This window comes from Serinicoccus chungangensis (assembly GCF_006337125.1).
Taxonomy (GTDB): domain Bacteria; phylum Actinomycetota; class Actinomycetes; order Actinomycetales; family Dermatophilaceae; genus Ornithinicoccus; species Ornithinicoccus chungangensis.
Window position 1 is genome coordinate 2213302 of sequence record NZ_CP040887.1, and the last position, 17600, is coordinate 2230901.

General features: G+C 73.2%; 16 protein-coding genes and 1 pseudogene. 5 read left to right on the forward strand and 12 right to left on the reverse strand.

The window, feature by feature from the left end:
• Positions 1-3 precede the first annotated feature (3 nt).
• On the reverse strand, positions 4-1551 hold the full coding sequence (miaB, locus tag FHD63_RS10095) for a tRNA (N6-isopentenyl adenosine(37)-C2)-methylthiotransferase MiaB (RefSeq protein WP_139721949.1): 1548 nt from the start codon (positions 1549-1551) through the stop codon (positions 4-6).
• A gap of 28 nt (positions 1552-1579) precedes the next feature.
• Positions 1580-2326: a sulfite exporter TauE/SafE family protein gene (locus tag FHD63_RS10100; protein WP_139721950.1), complete on the reverse strand. Its 747-nt coding sequence runs from the start codon at positions 2324-2326 to the stop codon at positions 1580-1582.
• 112 nt (positions 2327-2438) lie between these two features.
• On the opposite strand from FHD63_RS10100, the gene FHD63_RS10105 reads away from it, so the two are divergent.
• Positions 2439-2849: a hypothetical protein gene (locus tag FHD63_RS10105; protein WP_139721951.1), complete on the forward strand. Its 411-nt coding sequence runs from the start codon at positions 2439-2441 to the stop codon at positions 2847-2849.
• Positions 2850-2893: 44 nt separating this feature from the next.
• Here FHD63_RS10105 and FHD63_RS10110 read toward each other — a convergent pair whose 3' ends face one another.
• From FHD63_RS10110 to FHD63_RS10120, 3 genes are all read right to left on the reverse strand, one after another.
• On the reverse strand, positions 2894-3535 hold the full coding sequence (locus FHD63_RS10110; protein ID WP_139721952.1) for a regulatory protein RecX: 642 nt from the start codon (positions 3533-3535) through the stop codon (positions 2894-2896).
• On the reverse strand, positions 3535-4557 hold the full coding sequence (gene recA / locus FHD63_RS10115) for a recombinase RecA (RefSeq protein WP_420853131.1): 1023 nt from the start codon (positions 4555-4557) through the stop codon (positions 3535-3537). Before recA ends, FHD63_RS10110 begins: the two co-directional genes overlap by 1 nt.
• A 322-nt stretch (positions 4558-4879) precedes the next feature.
• Positions 4880-5986, reverse strand: a complete 1107-nt coding sequence (locus FHD63_RS10120; protein ID WP_139721954.1) for an NYN domain-containing protein — start codon at positions 5984-5986, stop codon at positions 4880-4882.
• Positions 5987-6198: 212 nt separating this feature from the next.
• On the opposite strand from FHD63_RS10120, the gene FHD63_RS10125 reads away from it, so the two are divergent.
• Complete coding sequence (locus tag FHD63_RS10125; RefSeq protein WP_139721955.1) at positions 6199-7470, forward strand: aspartate kinase; 1272 nt, start codon at positions 6199-6201, stop codon at positions 7468-7470.
• A gap of 5 nt (positions 7471-7475) precedes the next feature.
• A complete protein-coding gene (locus FHD63_RS10130; protein ID WP_139721956.1) occupies positions 7476-8609 on the forward strand; it encodes an aspartate-semialdehyde dehydrogenase in 1134 nt (377 codons plus the stop codon).
• A 316-nt stretch (positions 8610-8925) separates the two neighbouring features.
• Here the strand turns inward: FHD63_RS10130 and FHD63_RS10135 are convergent, their stop codons facing one another.
• From FHD63_RS10135 to FHD63_RS10150, 4 genes are read right to left on the reverse strand one after another with little or no spacing between them, the layout of a single operon-like run.
• Positions 8926-9576: a class I SAM-dependent methyltransferase gene (locus FHD63_RS10135; protein ID WP_238705616.1), complete on the reverse strand. Its 651-nt coding sequence runs from the start codon at positions 9574-9576 to the stop codon at positions 8926-8928.
• Positions 9577-9588: 12 nt separating this feature from the next.
• The gene (locus FHD63_RS10140) at positions 9589-9966 is read right to left on the reverse strand and encodes a VOC family protein (protein ID WP_238705617.1); all 378 of its coding nucleotides are present in this window, start codon (positions 9964-9966) and stop codon (positions 9589-9591) included.
• Between the two features lie 4 nt (positions 9967-9970).
• Entirely contained in the window at positions 9971-10198 is a 228-nt protein-coding gene (locus FHD63_RS10145) for a DUF3046 domain-containing protein (RefSeq protein ID WP_139721957.1), read from the reverse strand.
• Positions 10199-10212: 14 nt separating this feature from the next.
• On the reverse strand, positions 10213-11133 hold the full coding sequence (locus FHD63_RS10150; protein WP_158296750.1) for an AEC family transporter: 921 nt from the start codon (positions 11131-11133) through the stop codon (positions 10213-10215).
• Positions 11134-11197: 64 nt separating this feature from the next.
• Between FHD63_RS10150 and FHD63_RS10155 the strand changes: the two genes are divergently transcribed.
• Positions 11198-13165: a carboxyl transferase domain-containing protein gene (locus FHD63_RS10155; RefSeq protein ID WP_158296751.1), complete on the forward strand. Its 1968-nt coding sequence runs from the start codon at positions 11198-11200 to the stop codon at positions 13163-13165.
• Between the two features lie 84 nt (positions 13166-13249).
• On the opposite strand, the gene FHD63_RS10160 is transcribed toward FHD63_RS10155, so the two are convergent.
• The 3 genes and pseudogenes from FHD63_RS10160 to FHD63_RS17045 all read right to left on the reverse strand — a co-directional run.
• Entirely contained in the window at positions 13250-15205 is a 1956-nt protein-coding gene (locus FHD63_RS10160; protein WP_139721960.1) for an ABC transporter ATP-binding protein, read from the reverse strand.
• On the reverse strand, positions 15202-16158 hold the full coding sequence (locus FHD63_RS17040; protein ID WP_420853132.1) for an ATP-binding cassette domain-containing protein: 957 nt from the start codon (positions 16156-16158) through the stop codon (positions 15202-15204). The genes FHD63_RS10160 and FHD63_RS17040 overlap by 4 nt, the downstream gene beginning before the upstream one ends.
• A 149-nt stretch (positions 16159-16307) precedes the next feature.
• A pseudogene (locus FHD63_RS17045) lies at positions 16308-17192 on the reverse strand (ABC transporter transmembrane domain-containing protein); the annotation flags it as partial.
• 143 nt (positions 17193-17335) lie between these two features.
• Here FHD63_RS17045 and FHD63_RS10170 point away from each other — a divergent pair.
• Complete coding sequence (locus FHD63_RS10170; protein ID WP_139721961.1) at positions 17336-17599, forward strand: hypothetical protein; 264 nt, start codon at positions 17336-17338, stop codon at positions 17597-17599.
• The last annotated feature ends 1 nt before the right edge of the window (position 17600 follow it).

Consider the following 17600-nt stretch of genomic DNA (forward strand, 5'->3'; position numbering starts at 1 on the left):
CCCTCAGTCCGTCGGGCAGCAGGGGGCGGCGGCGGCCGGCACCGCGCGGGGCGCACCCACCGTGGGGATGCCGAGGCTCACGGCGGGCTTCCTCACCGCGCCGGGGGTGCCACCGTCCTGCAGGGCGGCCCAGGCGTCTCCGCCGGGGGTGCGGCGCACGGCATACGCCCCGCCACGGACGCCCGAGTCGGCGACGAGGTGGTGGGGGGCGCCGTAGGTGACCTCGACACCGACCACGTCACCGGGCCGCGGGCGCTCCGCGCCCTCCGGCACGGCGAAGTGCACCAGGCGGTTGTCGCGGGCGCGTCCGGACAGACGCTGGGTCTCGGCGTCCTTGCGCCCCTCCCCGGGGGCGACGAGCACCTCGACCTCGCGGCCCTCGATCTCCCGGTTGCCGGCCCAGGAGACCTCCTCCTGCACCTCGATGAGGCGCTCGAAGCGCTCCTGGACGACCTCCTTGGGGATCTGGTCGTCCATGTCGGCCGCCGGCGTCCCGGGGCGGATGGAGTACTGGAAGGTGAAGGCGCTGGAGAAGCGCGAGGCCCGCACGACGTCGAGGGTGTCCTGGAAGTCCTGCTCGGTCTCGCCGGGGAAGCCGACGATGAGGTCGGTGGTGATCGCCGCGTCCGGGATCTGCTCGCGGACCCGGTCGAGGATGCCGAGGAAGCGCTCGCTGCGGTAGGACCGGCGCATCGCCTTGAGCACCCGGTCCGAGCCGGACTGCAGCGGCATGTGCAGGCTGGGCATGACGTTGGGCGTCTGCGCCATCGCGGTGATGACGTCGTCGGTGAACGCCGCCGGGTGCGGTGAGGTGAAGCGCACCCGCTCCAGGCCCTCGATCTCGCCGCAGGAGCGCAGCAGCTTGCCGAAGGCCAGCCGGTCGCCGAACTCCACGCCGTAGGTGTTGACGTTCTGCCCCAGGAGGGTGATCTCGACGACGCCCTGGGCGACGAGCGCCTCGATCTCGGCGAGGATCTCGCCCGGGCGGCGGTCCTTCTCCTTGCCGCGCAGCGCCGGCACGATGCAGAAGGTGCAGGTGTTGTTGCAGCCCACCGAGATGGACACCCAGGCGGAGTATGCCGAGTCGCGCCGGGTCGGCAGCGTCGAGGGGAAGGTCTCCAGGGACTCCAGGATCTCCACCTCGGCGGCCCGGTTGTGCCGGGCCCGGTCGAGCAGGGCCGGCAGGGAGCCGACGTTGTGGGTGCCGAAGACGACGTCGACCCACGGTGCCCGCTCGACGATGGTGGAGCGGTCCTTCTGCGCCAGGCAGCCGCCCACGGCGATCTGCATGCCGGGGTTGGCCTGCTTGGCCGGCCGCAGCTGGCCCAGGTTGCCGTAGAGCTTGTTGGCGGCGTTCTCGCGGACGGCGCAGGTGTTGAAGACCACGACGTCGGCGACCTCGGGCCGCTGCTCCCCCGGGAGGCTCGCGAGGTCGACGTAGCCGGCCGTCTCGAGGAGGCCGGCGAGACGCTCGGAGTCGTGGACGTTCATCTGGCACCCGTGGGTGCGCACGTCGTAGGTCCTGGTGCTGGTGCTGGTCGTCGTGCTCATCGCAGGTCCAGGGTACGCGCCCCGGCACTCACCCGAACCAGGCCAGCAGACCTCGCACCAGGGCGACCAGGCCGCCGGTGGCGGCGACCGCGATGGCGACCCGCCGGGCGCTGCCCAGGCTCACCCGGCCGCTGACCGCCGAGCCCGCCCCGATCCCCAAGGGCACGGCGGCGCACAGCACGACCCAGGTCCACGCCGGCACGAGCCCGGCGTCCGGGGTGGCCCCCACGGCGACCTTGGTGACGACCGAGGCGGTGTTGGCGAGCAGGAAGATGGGCTGCAGGGTGGCCGCGAACGAGCGCTGGTCCCAGCGGGAGGCCACGGCGTAGACCGCCATGGCCGGTCCGGCGACACCGGACGTGGTGTTCATGAATCCGGCGACCGCGCCGGACACGACGACCGCCCCCCGGCCCGTCACCGCCAGCCGGTTCCGGGTGCTGACGACCGCGGTGATCGCCACCAGCACGCTGGCGCCGAGGACGACGTCCAGCACCGCCGTCGACACATGCCGGACGACGAGGGCCCCGGCGACCGAGCCCACGAGCAGCAGGGGTACGAGGGTGCGGAAGCGCCGCCAGTCCACGTCCCCCCGCAGCATCACGGCGAGGATCGCCGCCGCCACGATCGCCGCCACGTTGGAGACCATGACGCCGGCCACCGGTCCGATGAGCACCGAGGCGACCGGGGCCACGGTCATCCCCAGCCCCATCCCGGCCACCCGCTGCAGGGCGGCGCCCAGCGCCACGGCGGCGATGACGAGCACGGCGAAGGTCATACCGCGCAGTCTGCTCCACGCCGGGTGCCCGGGCTGCCGCGGGGAGCGTCCCGGCGCTACTGTGTGCCAGAGCAGGCGCGAGCGAAGGAGCCGCGAGCGAAGGAGCACCGCCATGAGCGACCAGGCCGACCGCGAGACCATCGGTGACGACCTCGGGGTGTGGAGCGTCGACGCGGAGGACCAGCTGCAGCCCGAGGACACGCTCGACGGGGAGGGCGACGTGCTGGACCGCGGCTACCAGACCGGGGAGCACTACGTCGGCTCCTCCGCCTTCGGGGTGACCGCGGACGAGCAGTCGCACGAGGAGAGCATCGCCCAGCGCGAGCGGCAGGAGGAGTCCCCGCGGTGGGCCGACCGGCACCGGCCGGACGGGGAGGCCCGCGAGATCGCCCGGGAGTGCCGCACCACGAGCTGGGACTCCCCGGAGGAGTCGGCCATGCACTACATGAGCGACGAGGACGAAGAGCTCACCGAGGTGGAGTGGGAGCCCTCCGACGACCCGCAGCGCGGCGAGGACGAGTAGCCACCGGACGACCCGGACCTCCGGCCGCCTCCTCCTCCGGGCGCTCAGTCCCTGCCGTGCTCGGGCAGGTCGTCCAGCGCCTCCCGGATGACCTGGTAGGACACCCCGGCGCCGTAGCCCTTGCGGGCGAGGAAGGCAGCCAGCCGCCGGGTCTGGACCTCGCGGTCCAGCCCGCGCATGGACCGCAGCCGGCGTCTCACGAGGGCTCGCGCCTGCTCCTTCTCCTGCTCGGGGTCGATGTCCTGCAGGGTGGCGTCCACCAGCTCGTCCGAGACACCCTTCTGCCGCAGCTCCTGGCGCAGCGCGGTCGCCGCCAGCCCCTTGGTCTCCTGCTTGGACCGGACGTACATCTCCGCGTAGGCCTCGTCGTCGACGAGGCCCACCTCGCTCATCCGGTCCAGCACCCGGGCGGCCACCTGCGGGTCGCAGTCGCGGTCGCGTAGCTTGTCCTCGAGCTGGCGGCGGGTTCGCGGCCCCATGGCCAGCTGGCGCAGGACGATCTTGCGGGCGACGGCGTGCGGGTCGGGCTCGTCCGTCGGCCCGCGCCGCCCGCCAGAGGCCGAGCCGCGCGCGTCCGAGGCGTCAGCCGGACGGGAGGTGGCCGACCCCAGCCCGTAGGCGCTGGCAGCGGTCTCCGCCGCGGCCAGCGCCTCGCGTGCCGCGGACAGCCGGTCTGCCCCGGGCATCAGAAGTCGACCGAGACCTCACCGGTGACCGGGTCCACGCCGGCCGGGAGGTCCTCCGCGGCCGGGGCCGCGCCGATGCCGAGCTTGGTCTTGATGTTGCGATCGATGGTGTCGGAGATGTCCGGGTTGTCCTTGAGGAACTGGCGGGCGTTCTCCTTGCCCTGGCCCATCTGCTCGCCCTCGTAGGTGTACCAGGCGCCGGACTTGCGGACGAAGCCGTGCTCGACCCCCATGTCGATGAGGCCACCCTCGCGCGAGATGCCCTGACCGTAGAGGATGTCGAACTCGGCCTGCTTGAACGGCGGGGACACCTTGTTCTTGACGATCTTGGCGCGGGTGCGGTTGCCCACCGCGTCGGTGCCGTCCTTGAGGGTCTCGATGCGCCGCACGTCGATGCGCACCGACGCGTAGAACTTCAGCGCCTTGCCACCGGTCGTGGTCTCCGGCGAGCCGAACATCACGCCGATCTTCTCGCGGAGCTGGTTGATGAAGATGGCCGTGGTCCCGGTGGTGCTCAGGGCCCCGGTGATCTTGCGCAGGGCCTGGCTCATGAGCCGCGCCTGCAGACCCACGTGGCTGTCCCCCATCTCGCCCTCGATCTCCGCGCGCGGCACGAGCGCGGCCACCGAGTCGATGACGATGATGTCGAGCGCACCGGAGCGGATCAGCATGTCGGCGATCTCCAGCGCCTGCTCACCGGTGTCCGGCTGGGAGACCAGCAGGGCGTCGGTGTCGACGCCGAGCTTCTTGGCGTAGTCCGGGTCCAGGGCGTGCTCGGCGTCGATGAAGGCGGCGATGCCGCCGCCCTTCTGGGCGTTGGCCACGGCGTGCAGGGCGACCGTGGTCTTGCCGCTGCTCTCCGGGCCGTAGATCTCCACGACGCGGCCCCGGGGAAGCCCGCCCACGCCGAGCGCGACGTCCAGGGCGATGGCGCCGGTCGGGATGACCTGGATCGGCGGACGCTGCTCGTCGCCCAGCCGCATGACGGAGCCCTTGCCGTGCTGCTTCTCGATCTGGGCCATGACCGTGTCGAGGGCCCGGAACCGGTCGGTGTCGACCCCGGTCGTCTTGGTCGTCGTCCTGCTGGCCTGTGCCATGCGGTGCTCCTTCGTCTCGTGGCGGGCGCGCCTACCTTCGACCGACCCGCGGACCTCCCCCGGTGGGCGATCCGATGTCTGCGTCAGACGCTAGGCGCCACCCCCGACATACCTCGCCGTCCACCCGAGATCTGTGGACGACGGTGCCGGTCGGCGACACCATGTGGACACCGTAATCGAAAACCTGTACGACATCACGCAGCGCGCCGCGCGCGTGTCGTGCAGCGCCGCCGGCCGGGCGGGCACCTCAGACGACGGTGACGACGTACCCCGTCCCGCGGCGGGTGAGCTCCACCAGACCCGCGGCCGCGGCGCCCTTGCAGAACTGCAGGAACGAGCCGTACCCGAGCGGCTTCTCGGAGAAGCCCTCGCGGCGGGCCCGCACGTGGTCCTTGAGCCCGGAGAGCGCGACGCCGGAGCCGTCGTCCAGCTCGGCCACCGTCTGGCGCAGCAGCGCGAACGCCTCCTGCCGCCCACCCTCCTCGGGCAGCGTCACCTCGGGGTCGCCCTTGGCCGGCCCGGGGCTCAGCTCGATGATGCCGCGCCCGGCCAGGTGGTCGAGCAGCTCGCCGAAGGCGCGGAAGCCGTAGGCCGCCTCGGAGAACGTCGAGTCCTTGCGCACGAGGGTGCGCTTCAGCACCGACGCGGTGACCGCTCCCCCGGAGCTGCGGTGCAGCCCGGACACGGTCTGGGCCACCAGCGAGGCGAGGTCCGTGGCCGGCTCCTCCTCGATCTCCTCGACGTCGTCCACCTCCGGCTCCGGCGCGGGCTCGGCGCGCCCGTTCGACCGGCCCGAGGAGCCACGCCCCTGGCCGCCCCGGCCGCGACCCTTGCCGCGCCCCGAGGAGCCGGCCCCGCCCGGCTCACCCGCGTCCGCCGGCACCACGCCGTCGAGGTCGTCGTAGTAGAGGAACTCGTCGCACGCCGGCGGCAGCATCGTCGAGGTCGAGTCGCGGACGCCGAAGCCGATGACCCGCTTGTTGAGCTCGCGCAGCTTGTGCACGAGCGGGGTGAAGTCGCTGTCCCCCGTGCAGATGGCGAAGGTGGTGATGTAGTCGCGCTCGTACGCGGTCTCCACCGCGTCGACCGCCATCTTGATGTCCGCGGCGTTCTTGCGCGAGGCCCCCATGCGCTGGGTCATCTCGATGAGCTCGACGTGGTTGCGGGTGAGCATGCGACGGTCCTCGTCGAAGTAGGACCAGTCCGCGTAGGCCCGCCGCGCCACCACGCGGCCCCGCTCCGCGAGCGCGTCGGCCACCGGCCGCAGGTCGAAGGGCACCCCCAGGTGGTCGCGGCACCCCAGCGCGAGGTTCTCGTAGTCGATGAGCAGCGCGATCCGGTCCTCGTCATCCATCCTCCGACTGTATGCCCGTCCTCGCCCCCGGAGACCACCGCGGCGTCCGCCGGGCCCGAGGGCGAGTGCGCGCGAGGTCGGCGGGGTCGCCGGGCTCGCCCGGATTCCCCGGCGTCAAGAGATGCCCGGCGCGCCCCCTAGACTGGCTCACCGCACCCCGGTCAGGACGCCGCCGTCCGGCTGTGACGTCATACCCCTGCACAGGAAGTCCCATGGCTCTACTCGTGATGAAGTTCGGCGGGTCCTCCGTCGCCGACGCCGAGGCGATGCGCCGCGTCGCCCAGCGCGTCGTCTCCGCGCACCGCGCCGGCGACCGCATCGCCGTGGTCGTCTCCGCCATGGGTGACACCACCGACGACCTGCTGGACCTCGCCGGGCAGATCGCCTCCGGCGCCCCGCCGGAGCGCGAGATGGACATGCTCCTCTCGGCCGGCGAGCGCATCTCCATGGCCCTGCTGGCCATGGCCATCGAGCAGCTGGGGGTGCCCGCCCGCAGCTACACCGGCGCCCAGGCCGGGATGCGCACCGACACCGCGCACGGCCGGGCCCGGCTGCTGGACGTCCAGCCCGACCGGGTGCGCCGCACCCTCGACGACGGCGCGGTGGCGATCGTGGCCGGCTTCCAGGGCATCTCCACCGACGACGACATCACCACGCTCGGCCGCGGCGGCTCGGACACCACGGCGGTGGCCCTCGCGGCGGCGCTCGGCGCCGACGTCTGCGAGATCTACACCGACGTCGACGGCCTCTACACGGCCGACCCCCGGATCGTGCCCAGCGCCCGGCGGGTCACCCGCATCACCATCGAGGAGACCCTCGAGATGGCGGCGCACGGCGCCAAAATCCTGCACCTGCGCGCGGTGGAGTACGCCCGCCGCTTCCAGGTGCCCCTGCACGTCCGCAGCAGCTTCTCCGACCAGGAAGGCACCTGGATCCTGGTCGGGCGACCCCTTACGGAGGACACCATGGAAGAGCCCATCATCTCCGGCATCGCCCACGACAAGTCCCTGGGCAAGGTGACCGCCGTCGGCGTCCCCGACCGGCCCGGCGCCGCCGCGGCGGTCATCGGCGCGGTGTCGGAGGCGGGCGTGTCGATCGACATGATCGTCCAGAACGTCTCGACCTCCAACGCCGAGACGTCGGATATCTCCTTCACCCTCCCCGAGACCGACGGTCAGACGGCGGTGGCCGCGGTGCGCGACCTGCAGGAGCAGATGGGCTTCTCCGACGTGCTCTACACCAGCCACGTCGGCAAGCTGTCGCTCGTCGGGGCGGGCATGCGGTCCAACCCCTCGGTGGCGAGCCGCCTCTTCTCGGCGCTCGCGGACGCCGGCGTCAACATCGAGATGATCAGCACCTCGGAGATCCGGATCTCGGTCATCTGCGACCAGACCGACCTCGAGCCGGGGGTCCGTGCGGTGCACACCGCCTTCGACCTGGACTCCGAGGTCGAGGCCGTGATCTACGGCGGGACGGGACGGTGAGCGCCGTGGCGCAGCAGGGCCGGGGGACGCCGCAGGACGCCGGCGCCGGGCGGCGGCTCCACGTCGCCGTCGTCGGCGCCACCGGCCAGGTCGGTGCGGTCATGCGACGGCTGCTCGCCGAGCGGGACTTCCCGGTCGCCTCGGTGCGCTACCTCGCCTCCGCCCGCTCCGCGGGGACGACGCTGGCCTGGGCGGGGTCCGCGGCCGGGGCCCCCGGGTATGACGTGCCGCGCGACATCGAGGTCGAGGACGTCGCGACGGCGGACCTCTCGGGCATCGACGTGGCGCTGTTCTCGGCCGGGGGCGGTGCGTCGAAAGAGCACGCGCCGCGGTTCGCCGAGGCGGGCGCCGTCGTGGTCGACAACTCCTCCGCCTGGCGCATGGACGACGCGGTGCCCCTCGTGGTCAGCGAGGTCAACCCCGACGACCTCGCGCTCGCCCTGGGCGAGGGCGGGCGCCGCATCGTCGCCAACCCCAACTGCACCACCATGGCGGCCATGCCGGTCCTGCGGCCGCTGCACGGGCAGGCCGGCCTCGAGCGGCTGCGGGTCGCGACCTACCAGGCCGTCTCCGGATCCGGGCTCGCCGGGGTGAGCGAGCTCGCGGACCAGGCGCGGGCCGCCCTCGGCGGCGACGTGCCGGTGGAGACGCTGACGCACGACGGCGGCGCGGTGTCGATGCCCCGGCCGGGGGTCTACGTCGCGCCCATCGCCTTCAACGTCCTGCCCATGGCCGGTGACCTCGGCGCGGACGACGAGACGACCGAGGAGATCAAGCTGCGGGCCGAGTCGCGCAAGATCCTCGGCATCCCGGACCTCGCCGTCTCGGGCACGTGCGTGCGGGTGCCGGTCTTCACCGGGCACAGCCTGGCGGTGCACGCCGAGTTCGCCGAGCCGATCACGCCGGACCAGGCCCGTGAGCTGCTGGCCGACGCACCGGGTGTCGAGCTCGCCGACGTGCCGACGCCGCTGCAGGCCGCCGGCCAGGACCCGTCGTACGTCGGCCGCATCCGGGTGGACCAGTCGGTGCCCGACGGCCGCGGCCTGGTGCTCTTCATCTCCAACGACAACCTGCGCAAGGGCGCCGCCCTCAACACCGTGCAGCTGGCCGAGGTGCTGCTCGAGCGCGACCTGGTCTGAGAGCTGGTCGGAGGGCTGGCGCGCACGCCGGTCCGTTGCGGGCCCACGCAGCTGCGTGGCGGGCCTCCGCTGCTCCGCGGGCCGACCCGGCCGCGAGCCGCGAGGGTCAGGCATTCCCGTGCGTCACAGCAGGAACACGCGCACCACGACGCGGGGACGTGTCCGTCCAGGTGGGTTATGTCCCTGTCTCGCGGACATACCGGCGCAGGTTGTGAGCGGTGGGACTGGGGTGAGCGCGAGACTGCGATGACCCGGCCCGACGTGTCCGGCCCCCGGTGCCCGTGGGCGGCGGGCTCCCCGTGCGCCTCAGCGAGGGTCAGCCCACCGGTCGCCGGGCGATCACGACCGCCTGGGGGTCCGTCTCCCGGCCGACCGGGCCGCGCTCCAGCCGGGCGGTCACCGGCATACCGAGCCGCTCGAGGCGCGACGCGACCTCCAGGACGCTGCGGTGGTACCTGTCGAGGGTGACCCGGAGCCCGTGGGCGGCGAAGCCGGGGCCGATGTCGCGCACGCCCTCGCCGACCTGGAAGGCCAGCAGGAGGTGGCCTCCCGGCCGCAGCACCCGCGCCATCTCCGCCAGCACGCGGTCGAGGTCGGCGTCCGGGGCGTGGATGGTGGAGTACCAGGAGAGGACGCCGTCGAACTCGTCGTCGGAGAACGCCAGGTCGGTGAGGCTGCCGACGGTGCAGCGGTATGCCGGATGGTCGGCCCGGGCCCTGCGGACCATCCCCGGCGAGAGGTCCACCCCCTGCGGCCGGCACCCGCGCGCCGCCAGCAGGGGCAGCAGGCGACCGGCACCGCAGCCGGCGTCGAGCACGCGTGGTGACTCCCCCAGCGACGTCACGAAGTGGTCGATCATGGCGAGCTCCAGGGGCTGCTCGGGCTCGGTCGCGGTGAACGTGTCGGCGTAGAGGTCGGCCACGGTGTCGTAGGCGGTCCGGGTCCGCTCCTCGTCCTGCTGCGTCACCGGGACCTCCGGTCAGCCGAAGTAGCCCGGGTAGGGCTCGAGCAGGCAGAACTCGTTGCCCTCGGGGTCGGCCATGACGTCGTGGGCGACCAGGCCGTCCTCGGTCACGGTCTGCAGCAGCCGCGCGCCGAGCTCCTCGAGCCGGGCACGCTCGGCCTCCCGGCTGACGCCCTGCTCGGGCAGCAGGTCGAGGTGGAGCCGGTTCTTGACCGTCTTGCCCTCCGGCACCGGTCCGAAGCCCAGCCGCTGCGGGCCGTCGGGGTCGCCGACGGTGGCCCACCCGGGCTCCTGCTGGCGCAGCTCCCAACCCAGCACGGCGGCCCAGAAGCGGGCCTGGGCCAGGGCGTCCTCGCAGTCGACGACGACGTTGTAGAGCCGCAGGGTCGCCACCGGGTCACCGCTCCTCGGGCTGGGGCGGGTCCGGCAGGTAGTGGTGCTCGGGCGGCACGTCCATGTCGTGGCAGATGGCCTCCCACACCCGCCGGGCGGACTCCCCCTGCTCGAGCGCCTCGTCGGCGGTACGACCCCCGAGGCTCCCCAGGGACTGGGTCCGCGTCACGACGGCGCCGTAGCCGGAGCCGAACTCCTGCTCGACGAGGTCCCAGAACTCGCTCACCCGCATACCCCCAGGCTAGGTCACCCGAGGAGTGCCGTGACCACGAGCATGACCGGCAGCGAGAGGACCGTGGTGAGGAAGACGCCGTCCCGCGCGATCCGCTCCCCCCGGCCGTAGGCGATCGAGAGGACGTGGACGTTCTGCGCGGTGGGCAGCGCCGCCATGACGACCGCCGCGAGCACCTCCGCGTCCCGCAGCCCCAGCAGCGGTCCCGCCACCAGCCCGGCCACCACCGGCATGAGGACCAGCTTGACGAGCACGACGGCCACCGGCTCCGCGAGCCCGCCCTCCCGGCCGGGCAGCGGGGAGAGCCGCAGCGAGATCCCGAACGCCAGGAGCATGCAGGGCACGGCGATGGCGCCGACGAGCTCCACCGGCGCCAGCAGCAGGTCGGGCGGGTCCCACCCGGAGAGGTTGACCAGCAGCCCCAGCACGGTCCCGATAGTCAGAGGGTTGGTCAGCGGCGAGCGCAGCACCCGTCCCCAGGACACGTGACCGACCCGCGTGGCGTCCAGGGCGGCCAGCCATCCCGGCTGCAGGAACAGCAGCTGCATGAACAGCACCGGGGCCGCCCACGACGCATCACCGAGCACGTAGATGGCGATCGGCAGACCGAGGTTGTTGGCGTTGACGTAGCTCGACGCCATGCCACCCATGACGGCGTCGGCCCACCGCCGGCCCAGCAGCCGTCGCGCGACCACGAGGTAGACGAGCACGCAGGCCGCCGTCGCGACGACCGTGGCGACGAGGAAGCCCGAGAAGATGACGCGGACGTCGGCCCGCGCGACGATGAGGAAGAGCAGGGCGGGCGACCCGACCCAGAAGGTGAGCCGGGCCAGCATCCGCTGCTCGTCGCGTCCGAAGATGCCGGTCTGCGCCAGCACCCACCCGACGGCGACGACCACAGCGATGAGCGAGAACCCCTCCAGCACCGACAGCACGCGGCCATTATCCGAGGTCCGTCCTGTCAGGTCGGCAGGTGCCCTGCTGCTAGCGTTCCACCCCATGGCCGATCCCCGCGACATCCCCGACCCGGCGGACTCCGACGTCGATGTCGACGACGTCTACGGCGAGGGTGGAGTCACCCCGGACCTGCTGGACCGCCGCCCGGTCGTCCCCCGTACGGTGGCGAGCCTCTACGAGTCCCGGCCCGGTCTCAACCCCACCCAGGCGGCCACGACCTTCGTCGAAGCCGTGAACCTCCAGGAGCGCTACGGTCACCTGCGCGTCGTCGACGACCTCATCGGCCTGCAGCGCCGGGTGGGCGACACCATCGAGCGCTACACCGACAAGCTGCGCAACGCCGAGGCCCGTTCCGGCACCAACGAGTCCGCCCGCTTCGGCATCGGCCACTTCGGTGGCGAGCGCGCCGTGGTGTATGTCGTGGACTGGTCCTTCTTCGCCGGCTCCCTGGGCGAGGTGGCCGGGGAGAAGTTCGTGCAGGCCGCCGAGCTCGCCGAGCGTGAGGGCCTGCCGCTCATCAGCATGGGCGCCTCCTCCGGGGTCCGGCAGCACGAGAACGTCCTCGGGCTGGTGCAGATGCAGCGCATGGCGGCCGCCGCGAACAAGTTCCAGCACACGACCAACCGGCCCTACATCTCGGTGCTGGCCGGCCAGGTGTGGGGCGGCATGTCGGCCAGTGCCGTGCCGGTCGCGGACCTCATCGTGGCGCTGGAGGGGACCGACTACGGCTTCGCCGGCCGCCGGGTCATCGAGACCTTCGAGGGCCGCGAGGTGCCGCGGGGCCTGCAGAGCGCGGAGGCCAACTACCTGGACCGCAACGTCGACGTCCTCGTCAAGGACGTGGAGGAGCTCATCGCCTTCGTCGGGCAGGTCCTCACCTCCGGGCGGCACACGCACCGGCTGAAGGTCGCCGACCGCGACCGGCCGGGCGAGGCCCGCGGGTCGCGCACGGTGACGGCCGGGCCGGAGGGCTTCTCCGCCGCGCTGTGGGACCGCCAGGAGGTCCAGCAGTCCGTCGACATCCCCCGCGAGCGTCGCGACCGCGACAGCGCCTCGACCCGCGAGTCGCTCATGGCGCGCTACAACGAGATCGCCGCGGGCGCCGGCCGGCTCGACACCGAGTACTTCCTGCGGCACGTCTTCGACTCCGCCGTGCCCTTCTACAACCACGTGCGGTTCGAGGACCAGAAGGCCTACCCCAGCATCATCGCCGCGCTCGCCACCCTCGGCGGGCAGTCGTTCATGGTCATCGGCGACCAGCCGTCCTACACCATCTCCGGGGGGTACGTCGGCAAGCGACCGGCCAACCCGAGCCCGGAGGACTTCGAGTACGCCGTGCGCATGATGACCGCGGCCGAGCGGTGGGACCTGCCGATCGTCTTCTTCACCGACACCCTGGGCGCCATGCCGTCCATGGCGGCCGAGCGCCGGGGTCAGTCGCGCGCCATCGCGCAGAGCATCAAGCGCGCCGCCTCCCACCCCTACCCCACGATCTCGGTCATCTCGGGGGCCATGGGCTCCGGCGGTGGTCTGGCGACGACGCCCTTCGGCCGGGAGACGATCATGCTCGACAGCGCCCTGGGCTTCGTCTCCGAGCCGCGCTCCACCGCCTCGATCCTCTACAGCGTGGCCAACCCCTCGGTCGAGCAGGTCGGCATGACGCTGGAGACGATGAAGGCCTCCGCGCTGGACCTCAAGGCCCAGGGCCTGGTCGACACGATCGTCCACGACGCCGACGACCCCGCGGCCACCGCCGACGAGCTGCGCTCCGCGATCGTCAAGGGCTACAACGCCCAGCACGGCCTCAACCCGCGCCGGCTCCGGCGCCAGGCGGACGAGCGGCTGCGCCCGCGCACCCTCGGCAAGCTGGCGACCGTGGAGGAGCGGCACGCGGGCACCCACGAGGAGCAGCCGCAGCACCAGCACCTCGGTGTCGACCAGGCGCCGCCGCGGCCCCGCGAGGACCACGAGCCGGACCCGCGCCCCGCGCCCGAGCACGGGTCCGACTGACCGCACCGCAGCCCGGGTCCGACCGACCGCGTCGCGGCCGTCCTGACCCGACGGGCCGGCCACCGGCCCCACGACCGGGGCGGCTCAGCTGGTCCAGGCCCGCCAGAGCGCGGCGTACTCGCCGTCGGCCGCCATGAGCGCGTCGTGGCTGCCGAGCTCGACCACCCGACCGTCCTGAACGACCGCGATGCGGTCCGCGTCGTGCGCCGTGTGCAGCCGGTGCGCGATCGCGACGACCGTCCGCCCGGTGAGCAGGGCGTTCATGGAGCCCTCCAGGTGGCGGGCCGTCCGCGGGTCGATGAGGCTGGTGGCCTCGTCGAGCACCAGCGTGTGCGGGTCGGCGAGGATGAGCCGGGCCAGCGCGATCTGCTGCGCCTGCGCCGGTGTCACCTCGTGGTGCCCCGACCCGAGCACGGTGTCGAGACCCCCGGGCAGGGCCTCCACCCAGCCGCGCGCGTCCACGGTGGTGAGCGCGCGCCACACCCCGTCCTCGCCGGCGCCGTCGCGCGCGAGCTCGACGTTGTCGCGCACCGACCCGCGGAACACGTGGTGCTCCTGGGTGACGAGCGCGACCTCCGTCCGCAGCAGCTCCAGCGGCAGCTCGGTGACCTCCACGCCGCCCACGGTGACGGTGCCGCCGGTCGGGGCGTGGATGCCGGAGATCAGCCGACCGAGCGTCGACTTGCCCGACCCCGAGGGCCCCACGATGGCCAACCGCTCCCCCGGCTCCAGGGTGAGGTCGATGCCGTGCAGCACGTCGTGGCCCGGGCGGTAGGCGTAGCGCAGGTCGCGCCCGACGAGCGTGCTGCCGTCGGGACGGCCCTCCCCCGGCGTCCGGTCCGGGGGCACCTCGGCGATGCCGAGCAGACGGGTCGTCGAGGCGACCCCCACCTGGAGCCGGTCGATGGTGCCGACCAGCCGGTCGAAGGGGCCGTAGAAGGTCTCGATGTAGAGCATGGCCGTGGTGAGCTGGCCGATCGTCACGGCGTCGGTGGAGTAGAGCCAGGCACCGACGACGAGGGTGATGACGCGGGGCAGCGAGAAGGCCATGTCCATGACGGCGAAGAGCACGTTGCGCAGGACGAGGCCGTAGCGCTCGGCCTGCGAGGACACCTCGATGTCGTCGACGCCGAGGGCCCGGCGGCCCTCCTGCATGCGGTAGGCCTCGACCGTCCGGACGCCCTCCACCGTCTCGGTGAGCGTGCTGTTGATGTCGCTGTAGGTCGCGCCCTCGAGGAGGTAGCCGGCGGGCGCCTGCTGCAGGTAGCGGCGGACCTGCCACAGGGACAGCGACGCAGTGACCAGCGTGGGCAGGGCCAGCGCCCACGAGTTGAGGACCATGAAGACCACGGTGAGCAGCACCGTCACCACGCCGATGATGAACTCGGGCAGCGCCCAGCGCACGGCCCCGCTCATGGAGCCGACGTCGCGGGTCACCCGGGTGACGAGGTCGCCGGTGCTGGCCGACTCGACCTTGCCCAGCGGAAGCCTCAGCACCGCGCGGATGACGTGCTCCCGGGCCTGGGCCAGCACGCCCTGTCCCAGGACGGCCGCCAGCCCCTTGGCGGCGTAGGTGAGGACCGCCTGCGCCACGAGGACGACGACCACGAGCAGCACGAGGTCGCGCACGACCTCACGGGCGGGGTCACCCCCGGCGAGGTCGACGGCGTCCACCAGCCGGCCCAGCAGGAGGGGCACGGCCAGCCCGGCCGCGGCCGCCAGCCCGTTGGCGAGCGTGACGAGCACGACGAGCCGCGACCGCTCCCGCAGCAGGCCGCGCAGGTAGGCGACGACCGTGCCGGAGGTGGCGACGGGCATGCCGCGGTCCGGGTCGAGCGCCGTCATGAGGTGGGCGCGCGCCCGCTCCCGGCGCAGGGCGTGCCGCTCCCACAGCAGCCGGTGCCGCTCGCGCAGCCCGACCGACCCCGGTGCGGGGGGCCGCAGGAGGTCCGGCACGACGGGGGCAGGCGGATCGTCGTCGGCGTCGCGCCAGGTGCGCGCGGAGCGCTCGCGCAGGTCGGGGTCGAGCAGGCTGGTCATGAGGTCACCTCCCTGGTGCCGGTGGTGGAGCTGTCGGTGGTGGAGCTGTCGGTCGTGCCGGCGGCGGCCGTGAGGCCGCCGGGGTCTTCGAGGACGCTCTCGCGGTCCGCGGCGTCACCACGCAGCACGGTCGAACGGTATGCCGCGTGCCCGGCCACGAGGTCGTCGTGGGTGCCGGTGGCGACCACCCGCCCGTCCTCGAGGAAGGCCACCTCGTCGGCGTGGTGCAGCAGCAGCGGCGAGGCCGTGATGACGACGGTCGTCCGGCCACGTCGGTGCCAGGGCAGCCGCTCGGCGATCCGCGCCTCGGTGTGCGCGTCCACCGCCGAGGTCGGCTCGACCAGGACGAGCACCGGCGCGTCCGAGGCGAGCGCGCGGGTGAGCACGAGGCGCTGGCGCTGACCGCCGGACAGCCCGCGCCCGCGCTCGTCGAGCACGCCCTGCCAGCCGCCGGGCAGGATGTCCGTAGACGTCCTCGGCGCGGCCGCGTGCAGCGCGGCCTCGGCCTGCTCGCGGCGCAGCCGGCGGTGGCGGGTCGACCGCGTCCTGCAGCGTGCCCGCGAAGACGTGGGCGGCGTGTCGCTGACCAGCACCAGCGAGCGCACCTGGTCCAGCGGCAGGTCGGCGAGGTCGGTGCCGCCCAGCGTGACGCCCACGGCCCGTCGGCGCGCCGGGTGTCGCGCTCCTCGAGCTCGGTCCGGGCCCCGCGAGCGCTGCGCGCGGCCCGGCGGGCGACCCGCCCGGTCGCCTCGTCGTCCCCGGCAGGCACGGTGTCCCCGGCGGGGAGGTAGCGCCCCAGCCGGTCCGCGAGGCGGGCGCTCTCGTCCGGCAACGCGCTGACGACCATCGTCAGCAGACCGGGACGCACCCGCAGCCCAGACGTGTCGTCGACCAGCTCGCCGACCGCGAGCGACGACACCTGGTCGGCCTCCAGGGGCGCCCGCCGCGGCCACGGGTCGGTGGTGCCGAAGACGCCGATGGTCTTGCGGGCCGAGACCACCGAGCGGGTGATCTGCTGGGCCGCCTCGAAGACGACGCGGATGGGCTGGACGAGGAAGAGGGCATACCCGAGGAACGCGACGAGCTCACCGATCTCGATGTCGCCCTCGCGCACCCGCTGGACGCCCAGCACCATGAGGGCGACGACGAACAGCCCGGAGAGCAGCACGCCCACCCCCTCGACGAAGGCGCCCCACGCGCCCGCCTGCACGCCGGCGTGGCGCACCCGCTGGCTCTGCCGGGCGTAGTTGTCGCCGAAGATCCGCTCGCCCCCGATCCCGCGCAGGATGCGCAGCCCGGCGACGATGTCGGTCGCCATCGACGTCAGCTCGGAGTCGCGGCTGCGCTCGCGGGTCTGCGCCGCGGCCAGCGGCCGGAGCAGCACCGAGGAGATGAGCACGAGGACGGGCGCGACGAGCAGGACGACGAGGCCGAGGGGGACCGACATCTGCAGCACGATGAACGCGACGAGCACGTAGGCCACGACATTGCCGACCAGGCGGGAGAAGATCTCGATGAAGTGGCCGAACTGGTCGCCGTCGCTGCCGTTGACGCTCAGGACCTCGCCGGTCGGCGCCCGGCGCGGCAGGACGTGCCCGAGCCGGGTGGCCTGGTGGGTGACGAGCCGGGTCTGGCCGTAGGCGGCGTAGAGCCAGGAGCGCACGACCACGGTGTGGTAGAAGACGCCGCTGCTGGCCCCGACCACCGTGACGAGCAGCAGCACGCCGCACCACAGCGCGGTGCGCGAGCTGTCGCCGCCGAGGATGCCCTCGTCGATGGCCTGGCCGAAGACCCACGGCGTCAGCGCCGTCGGCAGCATCCAGAGCAGGCTGCACAGGCAGCCGACCAGGACGAGGTCAGGCTGCTGGCGCAGGAGCCACCACAGGAAGCGCACCGGGCCCCGGGTGTCGGGCACGCCGACGGCGGCCCGGTGACCCGGCGTCGAGGCGGGGGTCCAGGCGGTCACGGTGGGGGGGAAGTCGCGCATGGCGAGAGCCAGCCTAGAGCGGCCTCCCGACAGACCTCCACCCGTTTTCCGCGCACGTCAACGCCCCCGGCGGGCCGGGGCGAGGTATGCCGTGCCGCCCCGTTGCCGGAGAGGTCGGGGACGGCTCGCGCGGGGATGAGAGGATGAGGGTCGACGCATCCGTTCCCGGCGACCTGGAGGACCTCGTGAGCACCCAGCAGAACCTGGCCTGGTGGCAGAAGCTGCTCGTCGCGCTGAAGCTGTGGCGCCCGGAGCACCGCACCGACCACCACGTGCGCAAGGAGATGGAGCGCCCCGAGATGCCGCCCGTGACGGGGGCGTACGGCAACCGGCTCGTCACGGCCCCGCGGCGCCGGCTGGTGCCGCAGCGGGGTGACGACACCCCCATCACCAGCACGATGGACTGAG